General features: G+C 59.6%; 23 protein-coding genes. 10 read left to right on the top strand and 13 right to left on the bottom strand.

Annotated features, from left to right (window positions below):
* Positions 1–78: 78 nt before the first annotated feature.
* The gene (locus tag ACR0CA_RS19380; protein WP_480900793.1) at positions 79–1,647 is read right to left on the bottom strand and encodes a 2-isopropylmalate synthase; all 1,569 of its coding nucleotides are present in this window, start codon (positions 1,645–1,647) and stop codon (positions 79–81) included.
* Positions 1,648–1,933: 286 nt separating this feature from the next.
* Between ACR0CA_RS19380 and ACR0CA_RS19375 the strand changes: the two genes are divergently transcribed.
* Positions 1,934–2,599 (top strand): SDR family NAD(P)-dependent oxidoreductase, encoded by a 666-nt coding sequence (locus ACR0CA_RS19375; protein WP_480900790.1) that lies wholly within the window; start codon positions 1,934–1,936, stop codon positions 2,597–2,599.
* Positions 2,600–2,601: 2 nt separating this feature from the next.
* On the opposite strand, the gene ACR0CA_RS19370 is transcribed toward ACR0CA_RS19375, so the two are convergent.
* Positions 2,602–4,059, bottom strand: a complete 1,458-nt coding sequence (locus tag ACR0CA_RS19370; RefSeq protein ID WP_480900788.1) for an MORN repeat-containing protein — start codon at positions 4,057–4,059, stop codon at positions 2,602–2,604.
* A gap of 146 nt (positions 4,060–4,205) precedes the next feature.
* On the opposite strand from ACR0CA_RS19370, the gene ACR0CA_RS19365 reads away from it, so the two are divergent.
* From ACR0CA_RS19365 to ACR0CA_RS19355, 3 genes are all read left to right on the top strand, one after another.
* Positions 4,206–5,864 (top strand): NAD+ synthase, encoded by a 1,659-nt coding sequence (locus ACR0CA_RS19365; protein ID WP_480900786.1) that lies wholly within the window; start codon positions 4,206–4,208, stop codon positions 5,862–5,864.
* Between the two features lie 231 nt (positions 5,865–6,095).
* Positions 6,096–6,380: a hypothetical protein gene (locus ACR0CA_RS19360; protein ID WP_480900785.1), complete on the top strand. Its 285-nt coding sequence runs from the start codon at positions 6,096–6,098 to the stop codon at positions 6,378–6,380.
* A 130-nt stretch (positions 6,381–6,510) separates the two neighbouring features.
* Positions 6,511–7,839, top strand: coding sequence for an NAD(P)/FAD-dependent oxidoreductase (locus ACR0CA_RS19355; RefSeq protein WP_480900783.1), 1,329 nt, complete (start codon positions 6,511–6,513; stop codon positions 7,837–7,839).
* A 3-nt stretch (positions 7,840–7,842) separates the two neighbouring features.
* Here ACR0CA_RS19355 and ACR0CA_RS19350 read toward each other — a convergent pair whose 3' ends face one another.
* The gene (locus ACR0CA_RS19350) at positions 7,843–8,775 is read right to left on the bottom strand and encodes an MBL fold metallo-hydrolase (protein WP_170784802.1); all 933 of its coding nucleotides are present in this window, start codon (positions 8,773–8,775) and stop codon (positions 7,843–7,845) included.
* A 219-nt stretch (positions 8,776–8,994) separates the two neighbouring features.
* On the opposite strand from ACR0CA_RS19350, the gene gltX reads away from it, so the two are divergent.
* On the top strand, positions 8,995–10,320 hold the full coding sequence (gene gltX, locus ACR0CA_RS19345) for a glutamate--tRNA ligase (protein ID WP_170772428.1): 1,326 nt from the start codon (positions 8,995–8,997) through the stop codon (positions 10,318–10,320).
* 143 nt (positions 10,321–10,463) lie between these two features.
* Here gltX and ACR0CA_RS19340 read toward each other — a convergent pair whose 3' ends face one another.
* On the bottom strand, positions 10,464–11,033 hold the full coding sequence (locus tag ACR0CA_RS19340; protein WP_480900780.1) for a gamma-glutamylcyclotransferase family protein: 570 nt from the start codon (positions 11,031–11,033) through the stop codon (positions 10,464–10,466).
* Between the two features lie 94 nt (positions 11,034–11,127).
* On the opposite strand from ACR0CA_RS19340, the gene ACR0CA_RS19335 reads away from it, so the two are divergent.
* Positions 11,128–11,574: an RrF2 family transcriptional regulator gene (locus ACR0CA_RS19335; protein WP_480900778.1), complete on the top strand. Its 447-nt coding sequence runs from the start codon at positions 11,128–11,130 to the stop codon at positions 11,572–11,574.
* Between the two features lies 1 nt (position 11,575).
* On the opposite strand, the gene ACR0CA_RS19330 is transcribed toward ACR0CA_RS19335, so the two are convergent.
* Entirely contained in the window at positions 11,576–14,104 is a 2,529-nt protein-coding gene (locus tag ACR0CA_RS19330) for an ABC transporter permease (protein WP_480900775.1), read from the bottom strand.
* On the bottom strand, positions 14,101–14,796 hold the full coding sequence (locus ACR0CA_RS19325; protein ID WP_480900773.1) for an ABC transporter ATP-binding protein: 696 nt from the start codon (positions 14,794–14,796) through the stop codon (positions 14,101–14,103). Before ACR0CA_RS19325 ends, ACR0CA_RS19330 begins: the two co-directional genes overlap by 4 nt.
* A 50-nt stretch (positions 14,797–14,846) precedes the next feature.
* On the opposite strand from ACR0CA_RS19325, the gene ACR0CA_RS19320 reads away from it, so the two are divergent.
* Positions 14,847–15,482, top strand: a complete 636-nt coding sequence (locus ACR0CA_RS19320; protein ID WP_480900798.1) for an arylesterase — start codon at positions 14,847–14,849, stop codon at positions 15,480–15,482.
* On the opposite strand, the gene ACR0CA_RS19315 is transcribed toward ACR0CA_RS19320, so the two are convergent.
* From ACR0CA_RS19315 to ettA, 5 genes are all read right to left on the bottom strand, one after another.
* A complete protein-coding gene (locus ACR0CA_RS19315; RefSeq protein ID WP_480900772.1) occupies positions 15,483–16,043 on the bottom strand; it encodes a L,D-transpeptidase in 561 nt (186 codons plus the stop codon). It lies immediately after the preceding gene.
* Between the two features lie 160 nt (positions 16,044–16,203).
* Positions 16,204–16,410: a cold-shock protein gene (locus tag ACR0CA_RS19310; protein ID WP_170378838.1), complete on the bottom strand. Its 207-nt coding sequence runs from the start codon at positions 16,408–16,410 to the stop codon at positions 16,204–16,206.
* A gap of 463 nt (positions 16,411–16,873) precedes the next feature.
* Positions 16,874–17,119, bottom strand: coding sequence for a hypothetical protein (locus ACR0CA_RS19305; protein WP_480900770.1), 246 nt, complete (start codon positions 17,117–17,119; stop codon positions 16,874–16,876).
* A gap of 453 nt (positions 17,120–17,572) precedes the next feature.
* On the bottom strand, positions 17,573–18,169 hold the full coding sequence (locus tag ACR0CA_RS19300) for a hypothetical protein (protein ID WP_480900768.1): 597 nt from the start codon (positions 18,167–18,169) through the stop codon (positions 17,573–17,575).
* A gap of 128 nt (positions 18,170–18,297) precedes the next feature.
* Positions 18,298–19,953 (bottom strand): energy-dependent translational throttle protein EttA, encoded by a 1,656-nt coding sequence (gene ettA, locus ACR0CA_RS19295; protein WP_480552760.1) that lies wholly within the window; start codon positions 19,951–19,953, stop codon positions 18,298–18,300.
* Between the two features lie 137 nt (positions 19,954–20,090).
* Here ettA and ACR0CA_RS19290 point away from each other — a divergent pair, with 137 nt between their 5' ends.
* The 3 genes from ACR0CA_RS19290 to dacB all read left to right on the top strand — a co-directional run bounded on the left by ACR0CA_RS19290 (position 20,091) and on the right by dacB (position 22,759).
* Complete coding sequence (locus ACR0CA_RS19290; protein WP_170789776.1) at positions 20,091–20,561, top strand: MOSC domain-containing protein; 471 nt, start codon at positions 20,091–20,093, stop codon at positions 20,559–20,561.
* Between the two features lie 32 nt (positions 20,562–20,593).
* Entirely contained in the window at positions 20,594–21,214 is a 621-nt protein-coding gene (locus tag ACR0CA_RS19285) for a nicotinate-nucleotide adenylyltransferase (RefSeq protein ID WP_480900766.1), read from the top strand.
* A gap of 66 nt (positions 21,215–21,280) precedes the next feature.
* The gene (dacB, locus tag ACR0CA_RS19280; protein WP_480900764.1) at positions 21,281–22,759 is read left to right on the top strand and encodes a D-alanyl-D-alanine carboxypeptidase/D-alanyl-D-alanine endopeptidase; all 1,479 of its coding nucleotides are present in this window, start codon (positions 21,281–21,283) and stop codon (positions 22,757–22,759) included.
* A gap of 2 nt (positions 22,760–22,761) precedes the next feature.
* Here dacB and ACR0CA_RS19275 read toward each other — a convergent pair whose 3' ends face one another.
* Entirely contained in the window at positions 22,762–23,184 is a 423-nt protein-coding gene (locus tag ACR0CA_RS19275; protein WP_170772402.1) for a tellurite resistance TerB family protein, read from the bottom strand.
* Between the two features lie 83 nt (positions 23,185–23,267).
* A complete protein-coding gene (locus ACR0CA_RS19270) occupies positions 23,268–23,735 on the bottom strand; it encodes an Lrp/AsnC family transcriptional regulator (RefSeq protein ID WP_170772400.1) in 468 nt (155 codons plus the stop codon).
* Positions 23,736–23,776: the final 41 nt, after the last annotated feature.

The following is a 23,776-nucleotide window of genomic DNA, read 5'->3' as shown; positions in this document are numbered from 1 at the left end:
GCTGCCGGGCCCAAAACCCAAGAAGGGTCGGCGAAGCCGGGCCGCCGCGGGTGCGGGAGCCTCTGCGCTTTCAGACGATCAGGTCAGGTCCTTATAGCTGATCTCACGTGCATCCGCGCCCGGACCGGCCTTTTCGCGTCGCATGATCAGGCGGTTCAGCGCGTGGATATAGGCTTTAGCCGAGGCAACGACGGTATCGGTGTTGGCCGATTGACCGGTTGCAATCATGCCATCCTCTTCCAGCCGCACCGAGACTGTGGCCTGGGCGTCTGTGCCTTCGGTCACCGCGTGCACTTGGTACAATTGCAGATGCGCCTTGTTGGGATAGATCGCACGGATTGCCTTGAAGGTCGCATCAACCGGCCCATCGCCGTGTTCTGTGGCGATGATGTCCTTGCCGTCCATCTCAAGTTCGACCGTCGATTCCGCCTGACCGCCTGTGCCGCAAGTCACTTTCATCGACACCAGTTGCAGATAGTCGTCATGCTCATCCATGGTCATCAGCGCGATGAGATCGTCGTCAAAGACTTCTTTCTTGCGGTCGGCCAGATCCTTGAACCGAACAAAGATGTCCTTCAGCTGGTTGTCGCCCACATCAAAGCCCAGGGTTTCCAGCTTGTCACGCAAGGCCGCGCGGCCCGAGTGTTTGCCCAAGGGCAAAGACGTGCCGGACAAACCGATATCCTCGGGGCGCATGATTTCGAAGTTTTCGCGGTTCTTCAGCATCCCGTCCTGATGGATACCGCTTTCATGTGCAAAGGCGTTCTTGCCGACAATCGCCTTGTTGAACTGCACGTTGAAGCCCGACACCGTCGCCACACGGCGCGAGATATGCATGATCTTGGTGGTGTCGATGCCGGTATGCCAAGGCATGATGTCATTGCGGGTGCGCAGGGCCATGACGACCTCTTCCAGCGCGGTGTTGCCGGCGCGTTCGCCCAGGCCGTTGATGGTGCATTCGATCTGACGCGCACCGCCCGCGACGGCGGCCAGCGAGTTCGCTGTCGCCATCCCGAGGTCGTTGTGGCAGTGTGTGGCGAAGATCACCTCATCCGCGCCCGGTACGGTCTCGATCAGGCGTTTGATCAGGTCGGCGCTTTCCACCGGCGCAGTATAACCTACCGTGTCGGGGATGTTGATCGTGGTCGCGCCCGCCTTGATCGCAATCTCGATCACGCGGCACAGGTAGTCCCACTCGGTCCGCGTGGCATCCATCGGCGACCACTGCACGTTGTCGCACAGATTGCGTGCATGGCTGACCGTTTCGTGGATCTTCTCGGCCATCTCGTCCTGGGTCAGGTTCGGAATGGCGCGGTGCAGCGGAGAGGTGCCGATGAAGGTATGAATGCGGTTCAGGCGTGCGTGTTTCACCGCCTCCCAGCAGCGATCAATGTCTGCGAAATTGGCGCGGGCCAGGCCGCAGATGCGGCTGTTTTTCGACCGCTCGGCAATTTCGCTGACGGCCTTGAAATCACCTTCAGAGGCGATGGGGAAGCCTGCTTCGATGATGTCGACGCCCATCTCGTCAAGCAGTTCGGCAATTTCGAGCTTTTCGTTATGGGTCATGGTTGCGCCGGGGCTTTGTTCGCCGTCGCGCAAAGTGGTGTCAAAGATCAAGACGCGGTCTTGGTCGGTCACATTGGTCATGGGAATCTCTTTCTTCTTCTGTCCTAAAGCCTATGGCGCGCGGGCGTCCTCCTCTGAGCGGGCGCGCCGGATGGCACGCTCAGAGGCGGATTAGGATCAGTAGGCCACGCAGCCACGCACCGCGAAGGGCGGTGTCGGCAACAAGGATATCTGCGTGGTTGATCATGGGATTGAGGTTATACAGAGCGGAACGCGAATGAAAAGACGGAATTTACAGGTCTTACACGCGCAGGGACGTTTTTTGCGATGCGTTGAAGTAAGCGCTTGGGCTGCTAGGTGATTGGCTATGAAAAAAGCACTCATCATTGGCGCGTCGGGCGGGATCGGATCGGCGCTTTGTAGGCGGTTGGAGAAACAATCGGTCGCGGTAACAGGTTTGTCCCGGTCTTCGGATGGGTTTGACCTGACCAAGCCAGACACTGTCAGTACCGCTCTGGCAGCGCTTGAAGGACCCTATGACCTGATCTGCGTCGCCTCGGGTGCGCTTGAAATCAACGGGGCTGAGCCGGAAAAGACGATCCGCGCTTTGTCAGCCAACGCGATGATGGATCAGTTTGCTTTGAACGCGGTGGGGCCAGCTTTGGTTTTGGCACAAGCTGCGCGGTTGTTGCCGCGGGACCGGCGGGCCGTCGTGGCGGTGCTGTCGGCGCGGGTCGGGTCGATTGGCGACAACCGTCTGGGCGGGTGGATCAGCTACCGCGCGGCCAAAGCTGCTGTGAATCAGATCGTTCACACCTCGGCGATCGAACTGGCGCGGACACACAAGCAGGCGGTATGCGTTTCGCTGCATCCCGGCACGGTGCGCACTGAGTTCACTCGAAAATACGCAGGACGCCACGCGACCGTTGAACCAGACGAAGCCGCGCAGAATTTGCTGTCAGTGATCGAGGCGCTGGCCCCGGACGATACAGGTGGTTTTTTCGATTGGGCCGGGCAGCCGGTGCCTTGGTGAACCTAGCCGTCCGAAGGCGCGTCGGATGTGGTGTTTTCGGCCGGTGCAGCCTCGGGCTCGGCGGCGGTTTTGCCCGGTAGGACACCGTTTTCCCACACGCCTGATTCTTCTTGGCCGTTGGCATAGCGCATGGTTCCGTCGCCGTGGCGTTTGTTGTCCAGAAAGCCACCCTCATAGACGTCGCCCGTGGCATAGGTGGCGATCCCAGTGCCGCTGATTTTGCCACCCGCCCAATCGCCGGTATAGGTAAACCCACGGGGAGTGGTGATCGTTCCGAGCCCTTCGCGGACGCCATCTACGAATTCGCCTTCGTACACGGTTCCATCAGGGAAGCTGGCGCGCCCTTTGCCGTGGCGGGCGCCCTCGATCCAATCGCCCTCGTACGTATAGCCGTTGGCAAAGGTCAGAACGCCGGTGCCGTGGCTGAGGCCGTTTTTGAACTGACCCGAATACACGACACCGTTGGGATAGGTTGCTTTGCCGGAGCCTTCGAAGATGCCTGCGATCCAGTCGCCCTCGTAGATGATGCCGTCCGGGTAGGTGTGCAGCCCTTTGCCATGGGGCAGGTCGGCGCTGAAGTCACCCACATAAGTGGAACCGTCGGGATAGGTCATCTCGCCAAAGCCTTCGATCTGCCCGTCCTGCCATTCGCCGGTATATTCAAAACCGTCCGTGCCCACGAACCGGCCTTTGCCGTGGCGGCGGTCGTCGGTGTAGTCGCCCTCATAGGTCGCACCATTGGCGTAGGTGGCCTTGCCCTTGCCCTGACGCCGCCCGTCGACCAGATCGCCTTCGTAGACGTCACCGTTGGCCTGTACCATGCGCCCCTTGCCGGTCATGCGATCCTGCACCCAGTCCCCGGTATAGGTCATGCCGTCGGCCACTGTCAGCGTACCCTGTCCATGGCGCACACCATTGTCGATGTCGCCCTCATAAACGCTGCCTTGGGTCGAGGTGATCTTGGCCTTGCCCTGTTTCGCGCCCTCAACCCAGTCGCCCTCATAGATATATCCGCTGGGGTCGGTCAGAGTTCCTTTGCCGTGGTACTGCGCCTGCTTGAACCCGCCTTCATAACGCGCGCCATTGGCATAGGTGGCAATGCCTTGCCCGTTGATCGTGCCATCAGACCATTCGCCCTCATAGCTGCCACCATCGGGATAGATGATCCGGCCGCGCCCTTCCGGCTGACCCTTTGCAAACGCGCCGTCATAGATTGACCCGTTCGCATAGCGGGCAATACCCCGGCCTTGAATTTCACCTTCGGACCACTCGCCCTCATATTCGAAGCCGTCGGGCAGGCGATAAGTGCCGGTGCCGTGCCGTAGCCCGTTCAGGAAAGTGCCTTCATAGACGCCGCCAACCTCATCATCCGCAATGATGACCTGCCCATCCTGCGCACTGGCGGGCAAGACCAACAGGGCCATCGCGGTAGCGGCGATTGAGGTGCGGATGACGTTCATAGGGTTTTCCTGCCTGCCGGTGGTTGTTCTACAGCGCAAAACTAAGATACCGCCGGGGGCAGGGCAACGGGTTTTGCCGCATTTGCCTTTTCCTCGCGGTGCGATCTGGTAAATGGCATAAGAACTGACGAGGGCAAGAGGGCACCATGGCCGACCGTTTCCGCATCACTCTGGCGCAACTCAACCCTGTTGTAGGGGATATCGAGGGCAACGCGGCCAAGGCCGTCGCGGCATGGGAACAGGCGCGCGACGCAGGTGCCGATATGATTGCCTTCCCCGAGATGTTCATCACTGGCTACAACACGCAGGATCTGGTGATGAAGCCCAGCTTTCACCGCGCCGCCATGGCCGCGGTCGAGGCATTGGCCGCCCAATGCGCTGACGGCCCGGCGCTGGCGATCGGCGGGCCATGGGTCGAGGATGACAACCTGTACAACGCCTACCTAATCCTCAAGGGCGGCAAGGTCGGCAGCAAGGTGCTGAAGCATCATTTGCCGAACGAAACGGTCTTTGACGAGGTTCGCCTGTATGATTCCGGCCCGTTGGGCGGGCCGTATTCGGTGGGCAATACGCGGATCGGCAGCCCGATTTGCGAGGATGGTTGGCATCCGGATGTCGCGGAAACTCTGGAAGAGACCGGGGCCGAGTTTCTGTTGATTCCCAATGGCTCGCCCTATTTCCGCAACAAATACGACGTGCGCCTCAATCATATGGTGGCGCGCGTGGTCGAGACCGGCCTGCCGCTGATTTACCTCAACATGGTCGGTGGGCAGGACGATCAGGTCTTTGACGGCGGCACGTTTGGCCTGAACCCCGGCGGCGCGCTGGCCTTTCGGATGCCTGTGTTTGACGAGGCCGTTACCCATATCGATCTTGAGCGGGGCGATGAGGGGTGGCGGATCGGTCCGGCCGAGGTCGCGCCTCAGCCCGATGAATGGGAGCAGGACTATCGCGCGATGGTGCAGTCTTTGCGCGACTATATGGGGAAAACCGGGTTCAAAAAGGCGCTGCTTGGTCTGTCGGGCGGGGTTGATTCCGCTTTGGTTGCGGCGATTGCGGTGGATGCGATTGGGTCCGAGAATGTCCGCAGTGTGATGTTGCCGTCGGAATATACCAGTCAGGGTTCATTGGACGATGCAGAGGCCGTCGCCAAGGCACTGGGCGTGCATTATGACTACGTGCCTATCTCGGACAGTCGCGCCGCTGTGACGGACACTTTGGCCCCGTTGTTTGCCGGGCGTGACCCAGACTTGACCGAGGAAAACGTCCAGTCGCGTCTACGTGGGCTACTGTTGATGGCGATTTCGAACAAGTTTGGCGAGATGTTGCTGACCACCGGGAACAAATCCGAGGTCGCGGTGGGATATGCCACGATCTATGGCGACATGAATGGCGGGTACAACCCCATCAAGGACCTTTACAAAACCCGTGTCTTTCAGACCTGCCGCTGGCGCAATGAAAACCACCGCGACTGGATGATGGGGCCGGAGGGCGAGGTCATTCGGTCCTCGGTCATCGACAAGCCCCCCAGCGCGGAATTGCGGGCGGATCAGAAAGACAGCGACAGCCTGCCGGACTATCCCGAGCTGGATGCAATCCTTGAAATTCTGGTCGACGGCGAAGGCTCGGTCGCGGATTGCGTTGAGGCCGGGTTTGATGCCGCTACTGCGCGCCGGGTTGAGCATCTGATCTATATCAGCGAATACAAGCGGTTCCAGTCAGCCCCCGGAACGCGGCTGACCAGCCGGGCTTTCTGGCTGGATCGCAGGTATCCAATCGTAAATCGCTGGCGCGACCCGTCCTGAGTCGCCTGCCGCTGCGGCGCCTGCAGATCGTATCGTATCTGTAATCAATGCCGCGGCTAGGGTGGCATTGTCTGCAATTCGTCGTGCGATGGGTTGCAAGTTGATCTTTTCTCAAGGGCTTGCTTGAGCGCGCGCCATTTTTCCGACACATTTTTGCTTGATTATCGCCCTAGCTGGGGCCGGTGTGACACATCCGAGATTGGGTGTCTGTGTTAACGATTTGGTATCGCTATGTATGAGGAATATGACAAACCTCTTCATGCTCCGCCGCCGTGGAAGACAATGGCAGACAAGGGGCAGGATCTGAACGAAGCCGAGGTGGATGCCGCCATCGCCGGTATTTTGAGCGCGGCTGAGCCGCCTCTGCCTAAAGTTACGCCTACCGAGTTGCGCGAAGAACTGGTCGATGTTGACCTGCCCTTGCTCAAAGCTGCGGAGGATGAAGCCGAGACTCCGGTTGTCGGCTTTACCCAGGTTCTGCGTCAGAAATGGGCCGAACTATGCGGTGTGGCTTAGTCTGAATATCCCCGAAAATGGCGTGATTGACACAGGTCGTTTAAATCTGTGATCTGCGCCGAATGTCGTATTGCCTTGGGCCCAATCCCGCGCCTTCATTGCATTTCATAGAATGCAGTATGAGCGGTTGATGCCCGGCCCCAAACCAACCCCCGTTGAACCTGATCTGAAACTTCCCAAAGTGGTAGACGTCGTCGTGATCGGGGGCGGAATCATCGGCGCGGCAACTGCATTGGAGCTGTCCGAACGGGGCGTCTCGGTTCTGTTGTGCGAAAAAGGCCAGATTGCAGGCGAACAGAGCTCGCGCAACTGGGGATGGGTGCGATTGGGGCTGCGTGACCCGCGCGAAATTCCGTTGATGTGCGTGGCGCAAAAGATTTGGGACGGGCTGGACGAGAGGACCGGGCGTAAAACCGGGTTTACGCGATCAGGTATCCTGTTTGGCGCCTCCGGCGCGCGGGATGCGCAAAATCTTGAACGTTGGACGCGACATGTCGATGGGTTGCAGATTGGCGCTCGGATGGTATCGGGGGCAGAACTGGACGACTTACTGCCCAGTCATCGGACCGATCTGGAGTGTGCCCTGCACATGCCCCGCGACGGCCGTGCCGAGCCGCAATGGGCGGCCCCCGCCATCGCCGAGGCCGCGCGCGACAACGGCGCAGTGTTGATGACCAATTGCGCTGTTCGCAGTGTTGATGTGCAGGGCGGGCGCATTGCGGGTGTTTTCACTGAACGCGGTCGTGTCGCCTGTGATCGCGTGGTGTTGGCCGGTGGCGCATGGTCGCGTTTGTTTGCTGGGAATGCGGGCATTGACTTGCCGCAGCTCAAGGTGCTGAACACGGTGCTGCGCACCTCTCCGGTCGAAGGGCCCGAGGCGGCGTTGTGGTCGGATGACTTCGCCGTGCGCAAGCGTGCTGACGGTGGCTATACGATCGCGTCCGGCCATGAAAACACGGTTGATATCGTGCCCGACAGCTTTCGGTTGGCATGGTGGTTCCTGCCCGCATTCCGGCAGGAGTGGCGGTCGCTGCGATTTCGGTGGTCGAAAAGGTGGGCCATTGAAGCCAAGCAGGACCGGAAATGGTTGCCTACGGATGTCACTCCGTTCGAACAGTGTCGCGTTCTGGACCCTGAGCCGTCTGGCAAGGTGCTGCGGCGGGCGTGGGCGAACGCGCGAAAGGGCATACCCGCGTTGCGGAACGCCGAGTTGGTGCAAAGCTGGGCAGGGATGATTGATGTTACGCCGGATGCAATCCCGGTAATCTCGGGCGTCGAAGAAATTCCGGGCATATTCATCGCAACCGGTTTTTCCGGCCACGGATTCGGCATCGGTCCCGGAGCGGGACGGTTGATGGCCGATCTGGTCACAGGGCGATCGCCCTGTGTCGATCCGGCCGCCTTCCGCCTGTCCCGTTTTACGGATGGCTCAAAAGTGCGGCCGGACCCAGGATACTAGAGCTTAGCCTGCCATCTGATAGCTGACGGGGACAAAGCGGAACCCGTCGCCGCGGGTCTCGACATAGCCAGCGGCGGGGAAGGGCATGTGGTAGCCGATCATCGGAACCTTGTCGGCGGCGAGCATACCCAGAACATTGCGACGCGCTGCTGTCGCGGCCGCTTTATCCATATCAAAGCGGACCTCCCACTCGGGGTGTGCGAAGGACCAGACATAGTGGTTGGCAAGGTCGGCGGTCAGTACCAGACGCTGGCCGTTGCTTTCCAGGTGATAGACCGTGTGGCCAGGTGTGTGCCCATAGGCGGCGACGGCGGTGATGCCCGAGGTGACTTCTCCACCATCGGTGAGGAAGGTCATCTTTTCGGCCTGTGGGGTCACTTTGGCGGCAACCAGATCACCGACGCGGTTGCCTGCATCCTGTGCCGCCCAGAAGTCATATTCCGGTGCGGCGGTCACGAAGCGCGCATTGGCAAAGGTTGGTGCATCGTCGGTGGTCATGCCGCCGATATGGTCGGGGTGCATGTGGGTGATCACAACAACGTCGATCTGATCGGGGGTGACGCCTGCATCTGCCAGCGCCGCCTGAATACCGCCCTGACCCAGCCCGGTGTCGAACAGAACCAGTTCGGACCCGGTATTGACCAGCGTCGGGGTAAAGAAGAACTGCGCCTTGTCTGCAGGGATGAAGTTGTCGGCGGATACTTTGGCAAATTCTTCATCCGATGCGCCACCGCCGAAGATCTCCTTGGCACCATCGCGGGGCAGGCTGCCATCCAACAGGGTCGTGACCGTGAAATCACCGAGGTGGTACGATTTGGCGATGGTCGAGTTGGCTTTGGTCTCGGTTCCTGCGGCCAAAAGCGGGGTCGCAGCTGCAGCAAAAGGTAGTGTGGCCGCGGCGCCCAAGGCCGCTCTTCGCGTCAAATTGATGGTCATATCTTAAGTCTCCCTGTCAGAACGCCAGCTTCAAAGCTAGGCCGGTGCGCGTCTCTTGGTAGGTTATAGACCCAAGATATGGGGTGCGTTGTTGAACAATACGTGTGAATTTTTGTTTAGGTTGTGTGTTGGCCATGTTTGAGTTCCTTGGTGGGCCTTTGCCCACGGCTGGACAAAACGCCCATCCTGTGACAAGAGCCGCGCCAACAGGAGACACCTATGACAACCACCCGTTTCGCCCCGTCGCCCACCGGTTACATCCATGTGGGCAACCTGCGTACCGCCTTGATGAACTATTTGATCGCCCGCAAGGCTGGCGGTACGTTCATCCTGCGCATCGACGACACTGATCCTGAGCGGTCGAAAGAAGAATATGTCGATGCGATCAAACAGGATCTGGAGTGGCTTGGGCTGCAATGGGACCGCGTCGAGCGTCAGTCCGACCGTCTGGATCGCTATGCCGAAGCGGCCGACAAGCTGCGCGAGATGGGTCGTTTCTATGAGGCGTTCGAGACGCCGACCGAACTGGACCTGAAGCGCAAGAAGCAGCTGAACATGGGCAAGCCCCCGGTCTATGACCGCGCTGCGCTGAACCTGTCGGAGGCCGAGAAAGAGGCGCTGCGGGCGGAACGCGGAAACGGTGTGTGGCGTTTCAAGCTGGATCACGAGCGGATCGAGTGGAATGACGGCATTCTGGGCGACATCTCGATTGATGCTTCTTCCGTGTCTGATCCGGTATTGATCCGGGGCGATGGGCAGGTTCTCTATACGATCGCATCCGTGGTGGATGATACCGAGATGGGTGTCACGGACGTGGTGCGTGGCTCGGACCATGTGACCAACACGGCGACCCAGATCCAGATTATTGAAGCGCTGGGCGGCGCTTGCCCGCGCTTTGCGCACCACTCGCTGCTGACCGGCCCGCAAGGTGAGGCGCTGTCGAAACGTTTGGGCACGCTGGCGCTGCGCGATCTGCGCGAGCAGGGGGTTCAGCCGATGGCTCTGCTAAGCCTGATGGCGCGTCTGGGCTCGTCCGATCCGGTGGAATTACGTTCGGACATGGCTGAATTGATAGACGGATTCGACATCGGGCGTTTCGGCGCAGCACCGACCAAATTCGACGTGCAGGACCTATTCCCGCTGACCGCGAAACATCTGCAGTCGCTGCCTCTGGCGGATGTTGCAGATGCGGTTGCGGATGCGGGTGTCCCAGCAGATCTGGCCGAGCCCTTCTGGGCCATGGCGCGTGAGAACATCACCACTCTGGCCGATCTGCAGGGTTGGTGGGAATTGTGCCGCGATGGGGCAGAGCCGCTGATCGACGAAGACGATCGTGACTTCATCACCGAAGCCGTGGCATTGCTGCCCGAAGGGCCGTTTGATGGCGAGACCTGGGGTGTTTGGACCAAGGCTGTCAAAGAGGCCACAGGCCGGAAGGGCAAGGGATTGTTCATGCCGCTGCGCAAGGCGCTGACAGGGATGGAGCGTGGGCCCGAGATGGCCGCGCTTTTGCCATTGCTTCAGGTGATCCGCGCGCGAGGGTGAAGGAACGCGCCTCTTGACGCAGACCGGGGTTCCACCCGTTTGGAGCTGAAACTGCCTATCGGACAGTTTCCCGGACGCCACTCACCCTGCGGCGGAGGAATTTTTGAACAGAAGAAGGGCCGGGGTTTGACCTCGGCCTTTTGCTATGAGGTATGGACGATGTTCGCAGCCAACTGTTGCAGGCGGGAGTCCACGAATTCAGTCTCGTGCGGTTTCAACTTCTGGTGTCGCGGATAGCGGGGCTCGGCGCGGTCATTCAGGATCGGAGCCTCCCAGCCGTCAGTGGTGGCAAAGAAGCGATCTGCCCCGGCCTCGCCATAGGCGCGCAGATAGCCCTGCACGACAACGTCGATATAGCTGAGTACCAAGGGGTGGTGGTTCGTGGGCTCGGTGTGGCGGGCATGTGGGACGGCATAGACGGCGATGTCGACGTCGTGGGTCAGCGTATGTGACACAGCCTGAGTTGCCGGGATGCGATCATAGGCCCATTCGCGTTCATCCAGCGCCGCCCAGTCGTTTTTCGGGACATGGGCGATCATCCCCTCAATCTCGCAATCGGTGTCGGGGATGGCTGTCAGAAAGGCCACCGGGCGCAGGTCTGTATGTCTCCAAGAGCGGCGCCAGCCTTTTAGTTTCGCAGGGCGGGGATCGGGGAAATCGTGGGTAGCAAGGTTCACCAAGCTACCGTAGCCAAAGAAATAGGGGTCTGCCATCTGTGCCGCGTCCTTTTCCGCCGATTGATGTATGTCAAACCGCTTTTTAGCCGGACATGCAATAAGGTCGCATCTTGAAATTTGGGAGGCGATCATGCGCATTACCAAACGGACGAATATCGCGGTGCGCTTGCTGATGTATTGCGCTGCACATCAGGACCGGCTTGTGACCAAATCCGAGATTGCCGAAGCGTGCAATATCTCGGAGAACCATCTGGCGCAGGTGATCAATCAACTGAGTCAGTTGGACTATCTCAGCACGCAGCGGGGACGGAATGGTGGCATGACCTTGGCGCGGAGTGCGGATCAGATTCGCATCGGGTCGGTGTTTCGTCATGTTGAGGGCAACCTGCCGCTGGCCGAATGCTTTGCGGATGCGGACAATACCTGCCCCTTGACCGCTGCCTGCCGGTTGCGCCTTGCGCTGCAGGATGCGGCTGAGGTTTTCTACGCGTCGCTGGATGACATCACATTGGATGCTTTGGTCTGTGACAACGACCAGTTGCTGCAAATCCTGCAACCGGTTACTTGCGTCCGGTAGGTCAGTCGCTGGCCCGCAGGATGCGGGCCGGTCGTACCGCCAGCGGGCGCAGTGCAAAGAACAGGCCTGCACCGAGGGTCACGAGGAGGCCGGCGACAATAATTCCCAGCGCCGAACCCCAGATGATGCTGAAATCGGTGTCGAAGATATAGGTCGCCACTGCCCATCCGCCCAATATGCCGGTGAGCAGGGCCACCGCGCCCGCAGCGGCGCCGAGTAGGGCTGCGCGAAGGGCAAAACTCAGCAGGATGCGACCGCGGTCTGCGCCCAGTGTTTTCAGAATCGCTGCTTCATGCCTGCGGGCGGGCTCTCCTGCGGCGGCTGCGCCGATTAGGACAAGGAAGCCGGTCAGCAGCGATACACCTGCGCCATAAGATGTGGCTGCAGCCAACCCTGCCAACAGCCCCGAGATTCGGTCGATGGCGTCGCGGACGCGAATAGCAGTAATGTTGGGAAATTGCTCAGCCAGGTCGCGTTGGATTGCGGCTTCGGCGGGCTCTTCGGCATAGACAGTGGCAATAAAGCTGTGCGGGGCTCCGGCAAGGGCCGATGGGTTCATGGACATGATGAACCCAATCCCCGCCGTCGAGAAATCAACCTCGCGCAGTGAGGTCAGTTCAGCGGTGATGTCGCGCCCCAGAATATTGACCGTCAGGGTGTCGCCCAGTTTCAAGCCCATCTCTTGCGCTTCTTCGGCGGCAAAGCTGACTTGCGGGGTACCGGAATAGTCATCTGCCCACCATTCTCCGGCGGTGACGCGGGTGTTTTGCGGGGGTGCTGCGGAATAGGTTACGCCACGGTCGCCGTCCAGAACCCAGTGGTCCCCGGCGACGTCACGAGCCGGTTGGCCGTTGATCTGCGTGAGGATGCCACGCAGCATCGGCGCGCTTTCGACGCGGGTGACGGCAGGGTCGGTTTCAAGACGTTCGGAAAAGCCGGACATTTGGTCCTTCTGAATGTCGACGAAGAAATACGAGGGCGCGACGTCTGGCAGATTGCCGGATATTGCATTGCGCAGGGTGCCGTCGATTTGCCCAACGGCGGCCAGAACGGACAGGCCCAGACCCAGCGACAACACAACCGAAGACGCACCCTCGCGCGGGTCGGAAATGGCGGAAAAGGCCCAGCGTAGCGCCGGGTGTCCACGCGCGGGGCGCGCGCCGTATCGGGCCAGTCTACGAATTGCCATCGCCGCGACCGAGAGAAGAATCAGCGCGCCAACCAGCCCGCCGCCCGTCCAGAGCGTCAGGCGGGCTGACCCGCTGAACCACGCCGCCGACGCGATCAGCAGCGCCAGCCCCACCCCGGTGGCAACGATGTAGCGCAGGCGAGGCAGGGCGCGGGCCGATGACAGCGCGTCCCGAAATAGGGTGGCAGCGCGGACCTCTTCGGTGCGGGCCAAGGGCCAGAGGGTAAACAGAAAGGCGGTCAGAACGCCATAGAGCGCAGCCTCGGCCAGCGGTTCTGGATACAGCGAAAAGACGGCTGGGATGGGAAGCTGGGCCTCGATCAGCGGGGCGAGCGCCAGTGGGACCAGCCCGCCCAGGGCGATGCCAAGCAGGACGCCTATGCCCGAGAGAATGCCGATCTGGATCAGATAGGTCTGAAAGATCGTTGCGCGGTCTGCGCCCAGGGTGCGCAGGGTTGCGATTGTCTCGGTCTTTTGGGCGAGGAATGCAGATACCGCGGCCGATACGCCGATGCCGCCCACGGCCAGACCCGAAAGCCCGACCAGTACCAGAAAGGCACTGAGACGGGAGACGAATTCGGCGATCCCCGGCGCGCCGTTTCGGGCGTCCGTCCAGCGCATTCCAGTTCCGTCGAACGTTGTGTTTGCCTGCAATGCAAGTTCTGCAAGGTCTGCCGATAGCGGTAGATCCAGCCGGTATTTGGTCGAATACAGGGTGCCCGGTGCCAGCAGGCCAGACGCTTGCAAATCCTGCGTGCGTACCAGAGTACGCGGACCCAGACCGAATCCATCCGCAGCCCCATCCGGTTCATGGATCAGCGCGGCGGTCAGCAGAAACTCTTGCGTGCCCAGAGAAAATCGATCGCCGACAGACAGACCCAGCCGGTCGATCAGTGAAGGGTCCATGACGGCCCCGGGCAGATCGTCAGCCCCGTCAAGTGCGGAGGGCAGGGGTATATCGGGGTCCAGCACCGGCGTTCCCACCAGAGGATAGGCCACGTCCACGGCCTTGACCTGCGTCAACGCACGCTCAGGGGTTTCGCCTTGCCGCGCGACGGCCATTGATCGGAAATCGACGACTTCTGAGACGGCAGAGGCCACTTGGCCCATCCAGTTACGCTCGGTTTCGGTGGCAAAGCGATAGGTAAATTCCAATTGGGCGTCGCCACCCAGCAATGCGGCGCCCTCCTGCGCTAGTCCGGTCTGGATGGCCTGGCGCACGGACCCGACAGCGGCGATGGCGGCAACACCAAGCGCGAGGCAGGCCAGAAAGACACGGAAGCCACGCAGCCCTCCGCGCAGTTCGCGCCGCGCCAGACGTCCGGCGAGGCGCAGGCTCATTCCGCGGCCTCTTGCTGGATATCTTCTGCAATGCGCCCATCGCGCAAGCGGACAACCCGGTCGCATCTGCGCGCAAGGCTGTGACTGTGCGTGACCAGAACCAAAGTTGCGCCGTGACGGTCACGCAGGTCGAACAGCAGATCAACAATCGCGGCCCCGTTGGTTTCATCCAAATTCCCCGTTGGCTCATCTGCCAGCAGGATCTGCGGGCGCGGAGCCGATGCACGCGCAAGTGCCACGCGCTGCTGCTCACCCCCCGAAAGCTGCGCAGGATAGTGATCGCGCCGATGCGATAGGCCGACCGCATCCAGTTCACGTTCAGCCCGGTCAAACGCGTCCCGGTACCCAGCCAATTCCAGCGGCGTGGCGACATTCTCAAGCGCTGTCATCGTGGGGATCAGGTGGAAGTTCTGGAACACGACGCCCATCGCATCGCGTCGAAACCGGGCGAGGTTGTCTTCGTCCAAATCAGTCAGTTCCCGCCCCATCGCTTCGATCTTGCCGCCAGTCGCACGCTCTAACCCGCCCATCAGCATCAACAATGAAGATTTGCCGGACCCAGACGGGCCAACAAGGCCCAAAGTCTCGCCCTTTTGAACCGATAGAGTTATGCCGTGCAGGATTTCCACCCGTCCGGCATTGCCATTCAGCGACAAAGCCGCATCTTGGAGAGAAAGAACAGGTGTCGTCATAGGTCAATCCACACGGAGGCGTTCTTTTGGGATATGGAGCGGTTCGGATATTGCGCAAGGCTTTGGTGTCTGGCCTGTTTATGGTTTGCGGCTTTGCAGCCACAGCCGAACAGGTCGTGATTGCTGCATTGGGGGATTCGCTGACACAGGGTTACGGGCTGCCCGCCCAGGACGGGTTTGTGCCTCAGCTGGAACGTTGGTTACAGGATCAGGGCGTGGATGTGCGCCTGATCAATGCCGGAGTTTCAGGGGATACCACCGCCGGCGGCGCGGCGCGGGTTCACTGGACGCTGACGCCGGATGTGGATGGCATGATCGTGGCTTTGGGCGGGAACGACTTGTTACGTGGGATCGATCCGGCTGTGTCGCGGGCCAATCTTGAGCAAATCATGCAAGCCGCGCGTGCGTCAGAGGTGGATGTGTTGTTGGTTGGGATGCAGGCACCGGGAAATTACGGGCCCGACTACAAAGCGGCCTTCGATGCAATCTATCCCGAACTGGCCGCTGGGTACCAATCCGGCTATGCACCCAGTTTTTTCGCCGGCCTGACCCGAGACGGCGATCCCGATGCAGCCCGCACCTACATGCAACCCGATGGCATCCACCCCAACGTCCAGGGCGTGGCTTTGATCGTCGCCGAAATCGGCCCCTATGTGGTGGAACTGGTCCAAGCAGCGTCGGACTAATCAGATCACAGTCACGACGGTTCCTATCGGCACCCGCGCGTACAGGTCGATGACATGGGCGTTCAACATTCGAATGCAGCCATTCGAGGCGGCGGTTCCGATGGTGCTGGGCTGCGTCGTGCCGTGAATGCGGAAATAAGTGTCTACGCCGTTTTGGAACAAATACAGCGCGCGGGCGCCCAATGGATTGTCGCCTCCGCCCGGCTGGACATAGTCGTTATCCTTGAAGCGGGCATAGGTGATGGGCTCGCGCTCGATCATCTCGTCCGTTGGGCGCCAGGTGGGCCACTCTTTCTTGACGTCGATCGTGGCGGTGCCGGTGAATTCCAGCCCGGCCCGACCAACCCCGCAGCCATAGCGGACAGCCTTGCGCGGCTCGGTCACGAAATACAGGTAGAATGAGCGGGGAACGACCAGTAACTGCCCCGGCAGGAATTCTTTCTTGATCCGCACATATTGCGGCGTGGGGTCGTATTCGGCTGTCTTCGTCTTGGCAGACGCCGCTTGCGGAACAAGGCTTGTCGCGGCGGCGGCCGTCAGGAACGTGCGGCGTGTGAACATATCGGGTCTCTTCAATACAACAGGAAAATCATCACCATAGTGTCGGGATGATAGCTGATCCGGTCAAGCGGAGGCGAAGAGTAACTGAAATGTGATGTTGCGCTGAAAACGCAGCGCAGCTTGGCAAAAGGGCAGGGGATACCCCTGCCCTTGGACCGGCTTACGCCAGCTCGATATTGTCGGCGCTTTCGCGACCGTCACGACCCGAGCGCAGCTCGTAGGTGACTTTCTGGTTGTCTGCCAGACCGGTCAGGCCCGAGCGTTCGACAGCCGAGATATGAACGAAGATGTCTTTGCCGCCATCTTCGGGTGCGATGAAGCCGTAGCCTTTGGTGGTGTTGAACCATTTAACGGTGCCTGCGGGCATATCCGTATTCTCCTGTTTGTTGCTGCCCACGGATTTGCGGCAGCCTGGCGTCGTAGTCTGGATCGAATGACTGAGCGCCGAAAAAGGAGACAGTAGGTCGAAATAGAAAAACGTTAGCCCTTTGGATATGGCATTGGTGTGGGGATGTGGCAAGGGTGATCGTCCTTGTGTACCGCAATTGGTACAAACCGCGACGGGAATGGTTCGAGGGCAACTTCAGGATTGCGAAAAGGTCAAAAAGCACCGTCTGGGATCGGGCGCGTTCAGGCCCATGCGGTTGAAGCATAGAACGTTTGCGTGGAAATCTTGACTTTCAAATCCCGAAACACACCGGAAAACGTCTGCATTGCAGGCGCTGTTGTCTTATTCTCGACCCGAGACGCCAGTCTTGTCGCTATAATGGTCTAGGCTGGGATAACCTTGCATTTGCTCAGGCCGAAGCGGCGTGTGAGCTTTGCGGCCCTCAGCGCTTTGACAAGACGGTCGCTGAGGAAAAGGCTTCGGTGCAAGAGGGGATCATCCACAAATCCGACCCGTCCAAAGCGTCACCCGACACAACGAAATCGAAATCATCCGGTTTACCTCCCAAGTTCATCCAGATTTCAGGTGTGTTCCCTAAGAGTTCGATTCCTTTCGACTGCTTCGGAACAAGTGCTGTTTTCTGCTCTCCCAATGCCAGAGTGAAATACTCCCCCTCAACTGGAGTCACACGATCGTGCTGGCATAGTTTCAATGGGTAAAGCTGCGTCTTCCCAAGGTCCGCTTCCCGAAGAACACCAACAACCGCGCGGGACACAACCAAGCCATATGGCCCGAAGAAAATATCGGGTTGCGCTTTCAGCTTTTGGTTCGGGTACTTCCCAAAAATCGCATCTGGGAACACGTCGGGAGATTGAACAAAACCCTCTAAGTTCTTCTTGCCGACTACTCAAGCTGCCGACAATTCGTTCAATACCTGATCTGATGTGAACGGTTTAATCAACGTTGAGTCGAGCATAACCTGGCTATGCCAGACCCCTGTTTCACGCGTCACTTGCCTACCCTTCCCAACAAATACCTTTAAACCTTAGCAGGTTCTTACTCGGAACTTTCAAAAGCAAGCGAATAGGGGCGTCATCGATCGCCCGAGCTAGCGGGTTTGCGCTGGCCTTCCGCTTTGCATCTAAACCGGAAGCTTGGCGACAATATCAGCGTATTTGGGTGATGCTATAAAACACCTTGGCAGTTCTTCGACAATTTCATCAATCGAATCGTAAACATGGCTTGCCGCCGACCTGAGTTCAGCAGGAATCTCTTTGGGCGCACGCTGTTCACGTTTCGGAAGCTTCATTTTCAGGCCGGTAAATTCCGATATGTCGCTTTGATGATCCCATATCGCATCATAGTGAACACATAAAACGGGGACGTCATCAAATACGGCCCATTCTTTTATCTGCTTGGCTTGTTGCAGAATATCCCGCTGAAACAGATCGCAGTATTCGCCAGTCGCATGAAGGTGATAAAAATGCTGCCGGATCCATTCTTCCCCATACCGTTCTTTTGCCGAATAGACAGAAAAGGCCGAATCTTTGGTGGAACCGAAGCAAAAGATCACTCTGGTATCGGCTGGCCACTTCAACAACGCCTGCGGGAAATCATGGGTTTTGTAAACGAACGGCGCTTTGAATTCGGCGTCCCTGAGACGAGCAACGAAGGCCGAGCGTTCTGACGCTGAAGGGTTTCTTTTTCTAAGTGCCTTGCTAAGAGCAAGATAAGTCACGGTACTTCCGGATCGACCGTTGCTTGCGACTATGACGCAATGGTCGCGGTCCGATGTCTTTCCAAACGGTGCAATGCGTCCAATCGCCTGCAACAGCGATTGGAACACACGTTTGAAAGTTCGGGTTCTCACCGGGCAAACTTCTTATGCTTCAAGCGCTTAGGCTCCAGCGCGTCCGGTCCCAGACGGCGCTTTTTGTCCTCTTCGTAATCCTCGAAGTTGCCCTCAAACCACTCCACATGGGCGTCGCCTTCGAAGGCCAGAATATGCGTGCAGATGCGGTCGAGGAAAAAGCGGTCGTGCGAAATCACAACGGCGCAGCCGGCGAAATCGACCAAAGCGTCTTCCAGCGCGCGCAAGGTTTCGACGTCGAGGTCGTTGGTTGGTTCGTCGAGCAGCAGGACGTTGCCGCCCTCTTTCAGCAGACGCGCCATGTGGACGCGGTTGCGCTCACCACCGGATAGCAGCGAGACCTTCTTCTGCTGGTCACCGCCCTTGAAGTTGAAGGACGAGCAATAGGCGCGGGAATTGACCTGAGCATCGCCCAGCTGGATGATCTCGGCCCCGCCGGTGATCGCCTCCCACACAGTGTCGTTGTCGGCAAGGTCGTCGCGGGACTGGTCGACATAGGACAGCTCGACCGTATCACCCAGCGTGATGGTGCCGCTGTCGGGCTGTTCCTGACCGGTGAGCATCTTGAAGAGCGTCGATTTACCTGCACCGTTGGGGCCGATGACGCCGACGATACCGCCGGGGGGCAGGGCGAAGTCCAGCCCTTCGATCAGTTGCTTGTCGCCCATGTGTTTCGACAGGCCCTCGACCTCGATCACCTTGCCGCCAAGGCGCTGACCGTTGGGGATGACGATTTGGGCGCGGGTCAGTTTTTCGCGCTCGGACTGTTCGGCCAGTTCGTTATAGGCGTTGATCCGGGCTTTGGATTTGGCCTGACGGGCCTTTTGGCCCTGACGCATCCATTCCAGCTCGCGTTGCAGGGTCTTCTGCTTGGATTTGTCCTCGCGGGCCTCCTGCTCCAGCCGTTTGGCTTTTTGTTCCAGCCATGCGGAGTAGTTACCCTCGTAGGGAATGCCACGACCACGGTCGAGTTCGAGGATCCATCCCGTAATGTCATCCAGGAAATAGCGGTCGTGGGTGACGATCAGGATGGTGCCCTTGTAGTCGATCAGGTGCTGTTGCAGCCAGGCGATGGTCTCGGCGTCCAGGTGGTTGGTTGGTTCGTCCAGCAGCAGCATGTCGGGCGCTTCCAGCAGCAGCTTGCACAGCGCAACGCGGCGTTTCTCACCCCCCGAAAGGTTGGCGATGTTGGCATCGTCCGGCGGGCAGCGCAGCGCCTCCATCGAGACGTCGATCTGGCTGTCCAGATCCCAGAGGTTCTGGCTGTCGATTTCGTCCTGAAGCTTGGCCATTTCCTCGGCAGTTTCGTCCGAGTAGTTCATGGCCAGTTCATTATAGCGGTCGAGGATCGCCTTCTTTTCCGCCACGCCCAGCATGACGTTTTCGCGCACGGTCAGGGTTTCGTCCAGCTTTGGTTCCTGCGGAAGGTAACCGACTTTGGCACCTTCGGCCGCCCAGGCCTCGCCGGTGAAATCCTTGTCGAGGCCGGCCATGATCTTCATCAGCGTCGACTTACCCGCGCCGTTGACGCCGACAACACCGATTTTCACGCCGGGCAGAAAGCTCAGGTGGATGTTTTCAAAGCACTTCTTGCCACCGGGATAGGTCTTTGAGACACCCTGCATGTGGTAGACATATTGATAGGCGGCCATGTCGCGTCCTCTGGGTCGGGGAAATTGGGTTGATCCGCTTGATATCCAAGCGGGGCGGGCGGGGCAAGCTGGTGGTTTTGTGAATTTTGCATTCGGATGTGCGGCGGTAGTTGTCCGATTGTAGCAAAGGGGGAAGCATGGCGGATTTGGCGGCACTGATTGCAGGATGGGCCAAGCCGGGTCGGCTAGAATGGATTGGTCTGCGACCTGATCGCAGGGCCGAGGTTCAACCGGTCGATGCCGTTATGATCTCCGCCGATGGTTTGGACGGAGACCGCGCCCGTGCGGGCAAGCGAGCGGTGACTTTGATCCAACAAGAACATCTGGCGGCGATTGGCTCTTATCTGGGGCAGGGACCTGTTACGCCTGAAGTCTTACGGCGCAACGTGGTCGTGTCGGGAATCAATCTGGCTGCGCTCAAAGGACGTGAGGTGCAGGTGGGCGAGGCGATTTTGCGTTTTACCGTGATCTGTGCGCCGTGCAGCCGGATGGAGGAAGCGTTTGGTAAAGGTGGCTATTCCGCCGTGCGCGGCCATGGGGGGTGGTGCGCTGAGGTCGTCAAACCCGGATGGGTTAGGTTGGGTGATGTCGTGCAGCCGGTTGATTGACAAGCCGTCCCAGTTCTGAACATCAGCAGGGTATGGAGCGTTACGCGATACCATATGCGCGGCCCGGTCAGGTGATTGGGCTGTTCGGGGGATCATTTGATCCGCCGCATCAGGGCCATGTGCATGTCACGCGTGAGGCGATGAAGGCCTTTGGGTTGGATCGCGTGTGGTGGCTCGTATCTCCGGGAAATCCGTTGAAGGAGCGCGGGCCTGCACCCATGTCCCAGCGGGTGCAGGCGGCGCGGGATGTGATGCAGCATCCCGGGGTCGAGGTGACGGATATCGAAGCTCTGACGGGGACGCGCGCGACCGCGGATACGTTGGCGGCGCTGCGCAGGTTATACCCGAGGGTCAGGTTCGTGTGGCTCATGGGGGCTGACAATCTGGCGCAGTTTCATCGCTGGAAAGACTGGCGGTTGATCATGGACAGCATCCCGGTGGGCGTGGTCGCGCGGCCGGGAGATCGCATCTCGGCCCGAATGTCACCGGCGGCACGGGTCTATTCCAGCTACAGGATCGACGGGCAGGCGCGGCATTTGCTGGGGCGGGCCGAGGCCCCGGCATGGTGTTTCGTCAACATGCCGATGGTTGACGTCAGTTCAACTGATCTTCGCAATCGCGGCATCTGGGCAAATGGGGTGTTGCCGGAATAACCTTCGTGCGCACATAATCCTTTTTGACTGGTTGTTTGCCTGAACCCTCTGGGATTTTATTGACCCATGGCTGATCGTTTTTCACGACGTGGTTTTCTTGCAAGCCTTGGGGCGATTGTGGCCCCCGGCATTGCGCTGGCGAATGCGCCCTTGGTTTCGTTGCGGCCTCAGATCCGTGGACCACAGAAAAACGGGGCCGAACGGCTGATCCAATCGGCCGGGCTGCGGGGCGAAGTGGCTTTTGCCGTGGCCGACGTCAAGACCGGTGTCGAGTTAGAGGCGGTGGGCGGAGATCTCGGGTTGCCTCCGGCCAGTGTGGCGAAAGCTCTGACCGCGCTTTATGCGCTGGACGTACTGGGGTCAGACTATCGCTTTGAAACCAAACTGATCGCGAATGGGCCGGTCGAGAATGGCATTCTGAACGGAGATCTTATTCTGGTCGGCGGCGGTGACCCGCTGCTGGATACGGATGCGCTGGCCACAATGGCGGCCAATTTGCGAGAGGCCGGGATCACCGAGGTGCGCGGTGCGTTCAAGGTCTATGACGGGGCGTTGCCCTATGTGTTCAGCATTGACGCCGGTCAGCCGGATCATCTGGGATACAGCCCGGCGCTGAGCGGGATTGCGTTGAACTTCAACCGGGTTCACTTTGAATGGAAGCGCGAGGGCACGGATTATACCGTGACGATGGATGCCCGAAGCGCGCGCTACAAGCCGGCTGTAGATGTGGCAACTATGCGGGTCGAAAGCAGGAAAGTCCCGATCTACACCTATGAGCCAAGCGCGCGGCAAGATCGCTGGACCGTTGCCCGCGGGGCGCTGGGCAAAGGTGGCGCCCGGTGGTTGCCGGTACGCAAACCGGCGCTCTACGCCGGGGATGTGTTTCGGACATTGGCGCGGTCGAACGGGATTGTGCTAGACCGCGTGCAGGTCGCGAACCAAGCGCCACAGGGCAGTTTGCTGGTCACGCATTATAGTGACACGCTGGACAATATTTTGCGGGGAATGCTGAAATATTCGACCAATGTGACGGCGGAATTGGTGGGCATGACGGCGTCCAAGGCGCGTGGTGCCGATCTGCACACCCTGCAAGACTCGGCCGACGAAATGAATCGCTGGGCCGCCGAGGCATATGGGGTCAACGGCATTGAGATGGTTGATCATTCGGGGCTGGGGGATGCGTCTCGGGTCGCGCCGGGTGATCTGGTCAAGGCGTTGATCGCAGCGCAGAAAGCCGGAGCGCTGCGGCCTTTATTGAAGAATTTCAGGTTGTTGGACAGTCAGGGAAGACCCGTCAAAGACCACCCGATCAAGGTGGACGCCAAGACAGGGACGTTGAATTTCGTCTCGGGTTTGGGAGGATTCATCACCACGCCGGACGGGTCCGAGTTGGCCTTTGCTATCTTCACAGCAGATGTCGACCACCGGGCCACGATCCCGCGTGCGAACCGGGAGCGCCCGGCGGGCGCACGCAGTTGGAACGCGCGGTCGCGCAGGTTGCAGCGCGCTTTGATCGCACGTTGGGGAACGCTGAGCGGCAGCTAGGATCAGGTGGTGTGACGTGCCCGTGCGCCGCGTTCAATTGCAGCGGCGTGCAGGCGGTCGACGTTCAACTCGTAACGGATTTCTTCCAGCAGGCGCAGTTCGGTCTCGGCCAGGGATCCGTCCGCCGCGGCCACGTCGCAAGCCAGGGCATAGGCGGTTTCGTTCAGCCGCTCGGGCAGGTTTTCCCGGATCAGACCAAACAACGCATCCAGCCCGTCTTCTTGTTCGAACAGGTCGAACACGATCTGCGAGACGCGGCGGGTGCGGTCGATGTCATACTCGGCAAAGACCGGCAGCATGTTCACAGCCGCTTCGATTTTGACCAGTTCAGCCGTGCGAATGGTTTCGTCCGATGCTGAGATCGCCACCATGATCGCAACAAGGCAATCCTGCGGAGACATCGGGTGAGGCACTTGATCGGTCATGGCGTGGTCCTGATAGAGCTGTTCTGAACGCGCACGATAGGAGGGACCGGGATCGGGTTCAACGGATTTCGGCGGCCAAAGCGTCACAGGATGGGCAACGGCCCACGCGTTTTGGTCTGGCGCAGTACGAAATTGCTGCGTGTGTCGCGGACAAGGCCGGATTTCAACAGGCGTTGCATGATGAAATGTTCAAGGTCCTCGGGGGTGCGCGCGTAGACCTTCAAGATGAAATCGTGATCCCCGGTGATCGAGGCGCATTCGACGATCTGGGCTTCGGTCTCAACCAGGCGCAGGAAGGACGCGATGCTGTCCTCTTGGTGGTCTTTCAACGCGATGTGAACGTAGGCGATCGCATTCAGCCCCACCGATTTTGCGGGCACGCGCGCGGCATAGCCTGCGAGGATGCCCGATGCCTCAAGATCTCGCACGCGCCGCCAGCATTGCGAGGCCGAAAGCCCGGTCCGGTCGGCAAGCTCCTGCATGGACAGGCGTCCGTCTGACTGAAGCTCTTGCAGGATAGCGATGTCAGCGGGTTGAAGGATTTGGGTCATGATTGGCGCATTATTGAAATGTTTGGGTCAAAACTCCAGCA

The organism is Ruegeria sp. F12 (assembly GCF_056533885.1).
This window is presented reverse-complemented; position numbering and strand designations above follow the sequence as displayed.

Coding starts and splice junctions, on each gene's coding strand:
- ACR0CA_RS19380 (WP_480900793.1), bottom strand. CDS start 1,647: ATGACCAATGTGACCGACCAAGACCGCGTCTTGATCTTTGACACCACT.
- ACR0CA_RS19375 (WP_480900790.1), top strand. CDS start 1,934: ATGAAAAAAGCACTCATCATTGGCGCGTCGGGCGGGATCGGATCGGCG.
- ACR0CA_RS19370 (WP_480900788.1), bottom strand. CDS start 4,059: ATGAACGTCATCCGCACCTCAATCGCCGCTACCGCGATGGCCCTGTTG.
- ACR0CA_RS19365 (WP_480900786.1), top strand. CDS start 4,206: ATGGCCGACCGTTTCCGCATCACTCTGGCGCAACTCAACCCTGTTGTA.
- ACR0CA_RS19360 (WP_480900785.1), top strand. CDS start 6,096: ATGTATGAGGAATATGACAAACCTCTTCATGCTCCGCCGCCGTGGAAG.
- ACR0CA_RS19355 (WP_480900783.1), top strand. CDS start 6,511: ATGCCCGGCCCCAAACCAACCCCCGTTGAACCTGATCTGAAACTTCCC.
- ACR0CA_RS19350 (WP_170784802.1), bottom strand. CDS start 8,775: ATGACCATCAATTTGACGCGAAGAGCGGCCTTGGGCGCCGCGGCCACA.
- gltX (WP_170772428.1), top strand. CDS start 8,995: ATGACAACCACCCGTTTCGCCCCGTCGCCCACCGGTTACATCCATGTG.
- ACR0CA_RS19340 (WP_480900780.1), bottom strand. CDS start 11,033: ATGGCAGACCCCTATTTCTTTGGCTACGGTAGCTTGGTGAACCTTGCT.
- ACR0CA_RS19335 (WP_480900778.1), top strand. CDS start 11,128: ATGCGCATTACCAAACGGACGAATATCGCGGTGCGCTTGCTGATGTAT.
- ACR0CA_RS19330 (WP_480900775.1), bottom strand. CDS start 14,104: ATGAGCCTGCGCCTCGCCGGACGTCTGGCGCGGCGCGAACTGCGCGGA.
- ACR0CA_RS19325 (WP_480900773.1), bottom strand. CDS start 14,796: ATGACGACACCTGTTCTTTCTCTCCAAGATGCGGCTTTGTCGCTGAAT.
- ACR0CA_RS19315 (WP_480900772.1), bottom strand. CDS start 16,043: ATGTTCACACGCCGCACGTTCCTGACGGCCGCCGCCGCGACAAGCCTT.
- ACR0CA_RS19310 (WP_170378838.1), bottom strand. CDS start 16,410: ATGCCCGCAGGCACCGTTAAATGGTTCAACACCACCAAAGGCTACGGC.
- ettA (WP_480552760.1), bottom strand. CDS start 19,953: ATGGCCGCCTATCAATATGTCTACCACATGCAGGGTGTCTCAAAGACC.
- ACR0CA_RS19290 (WP_170789776.1), top strand. CDS start 20,091: ATGGCGGATTTGGCGGCACTGATTGCAGGATGGGCCAAGCCGGGTCGG.
- ACR0CA_RS19285 (WP_480900766.1), top strand. CDS start 20,594: ATGGAGCGTTACGCGATACCATATGCGCGGCCCGGTCAGGTGATTGGG.
- dacB (WP_480900764.1), top strand. CDS start 21,281: ATGGCTGATCGTTTTTCACGACGTGGTTTTCTTGCAAGCCTTGGGGCG.
- ACR0CA_RS19275 (WP_170772402.1), bottom strand. CDS start 23,184: ATGACCGATCAAGTGCCTCACCCGATGTCTCCGCAGGATTGCCTTGTT.
- ACR0CA_RS19270 (WP_170772400.1), bottom strand. CDS start 23,735: ATGACCCAAATCCTTCAACCCGCTGACATCGCTATCCTGCAAGAGCTT.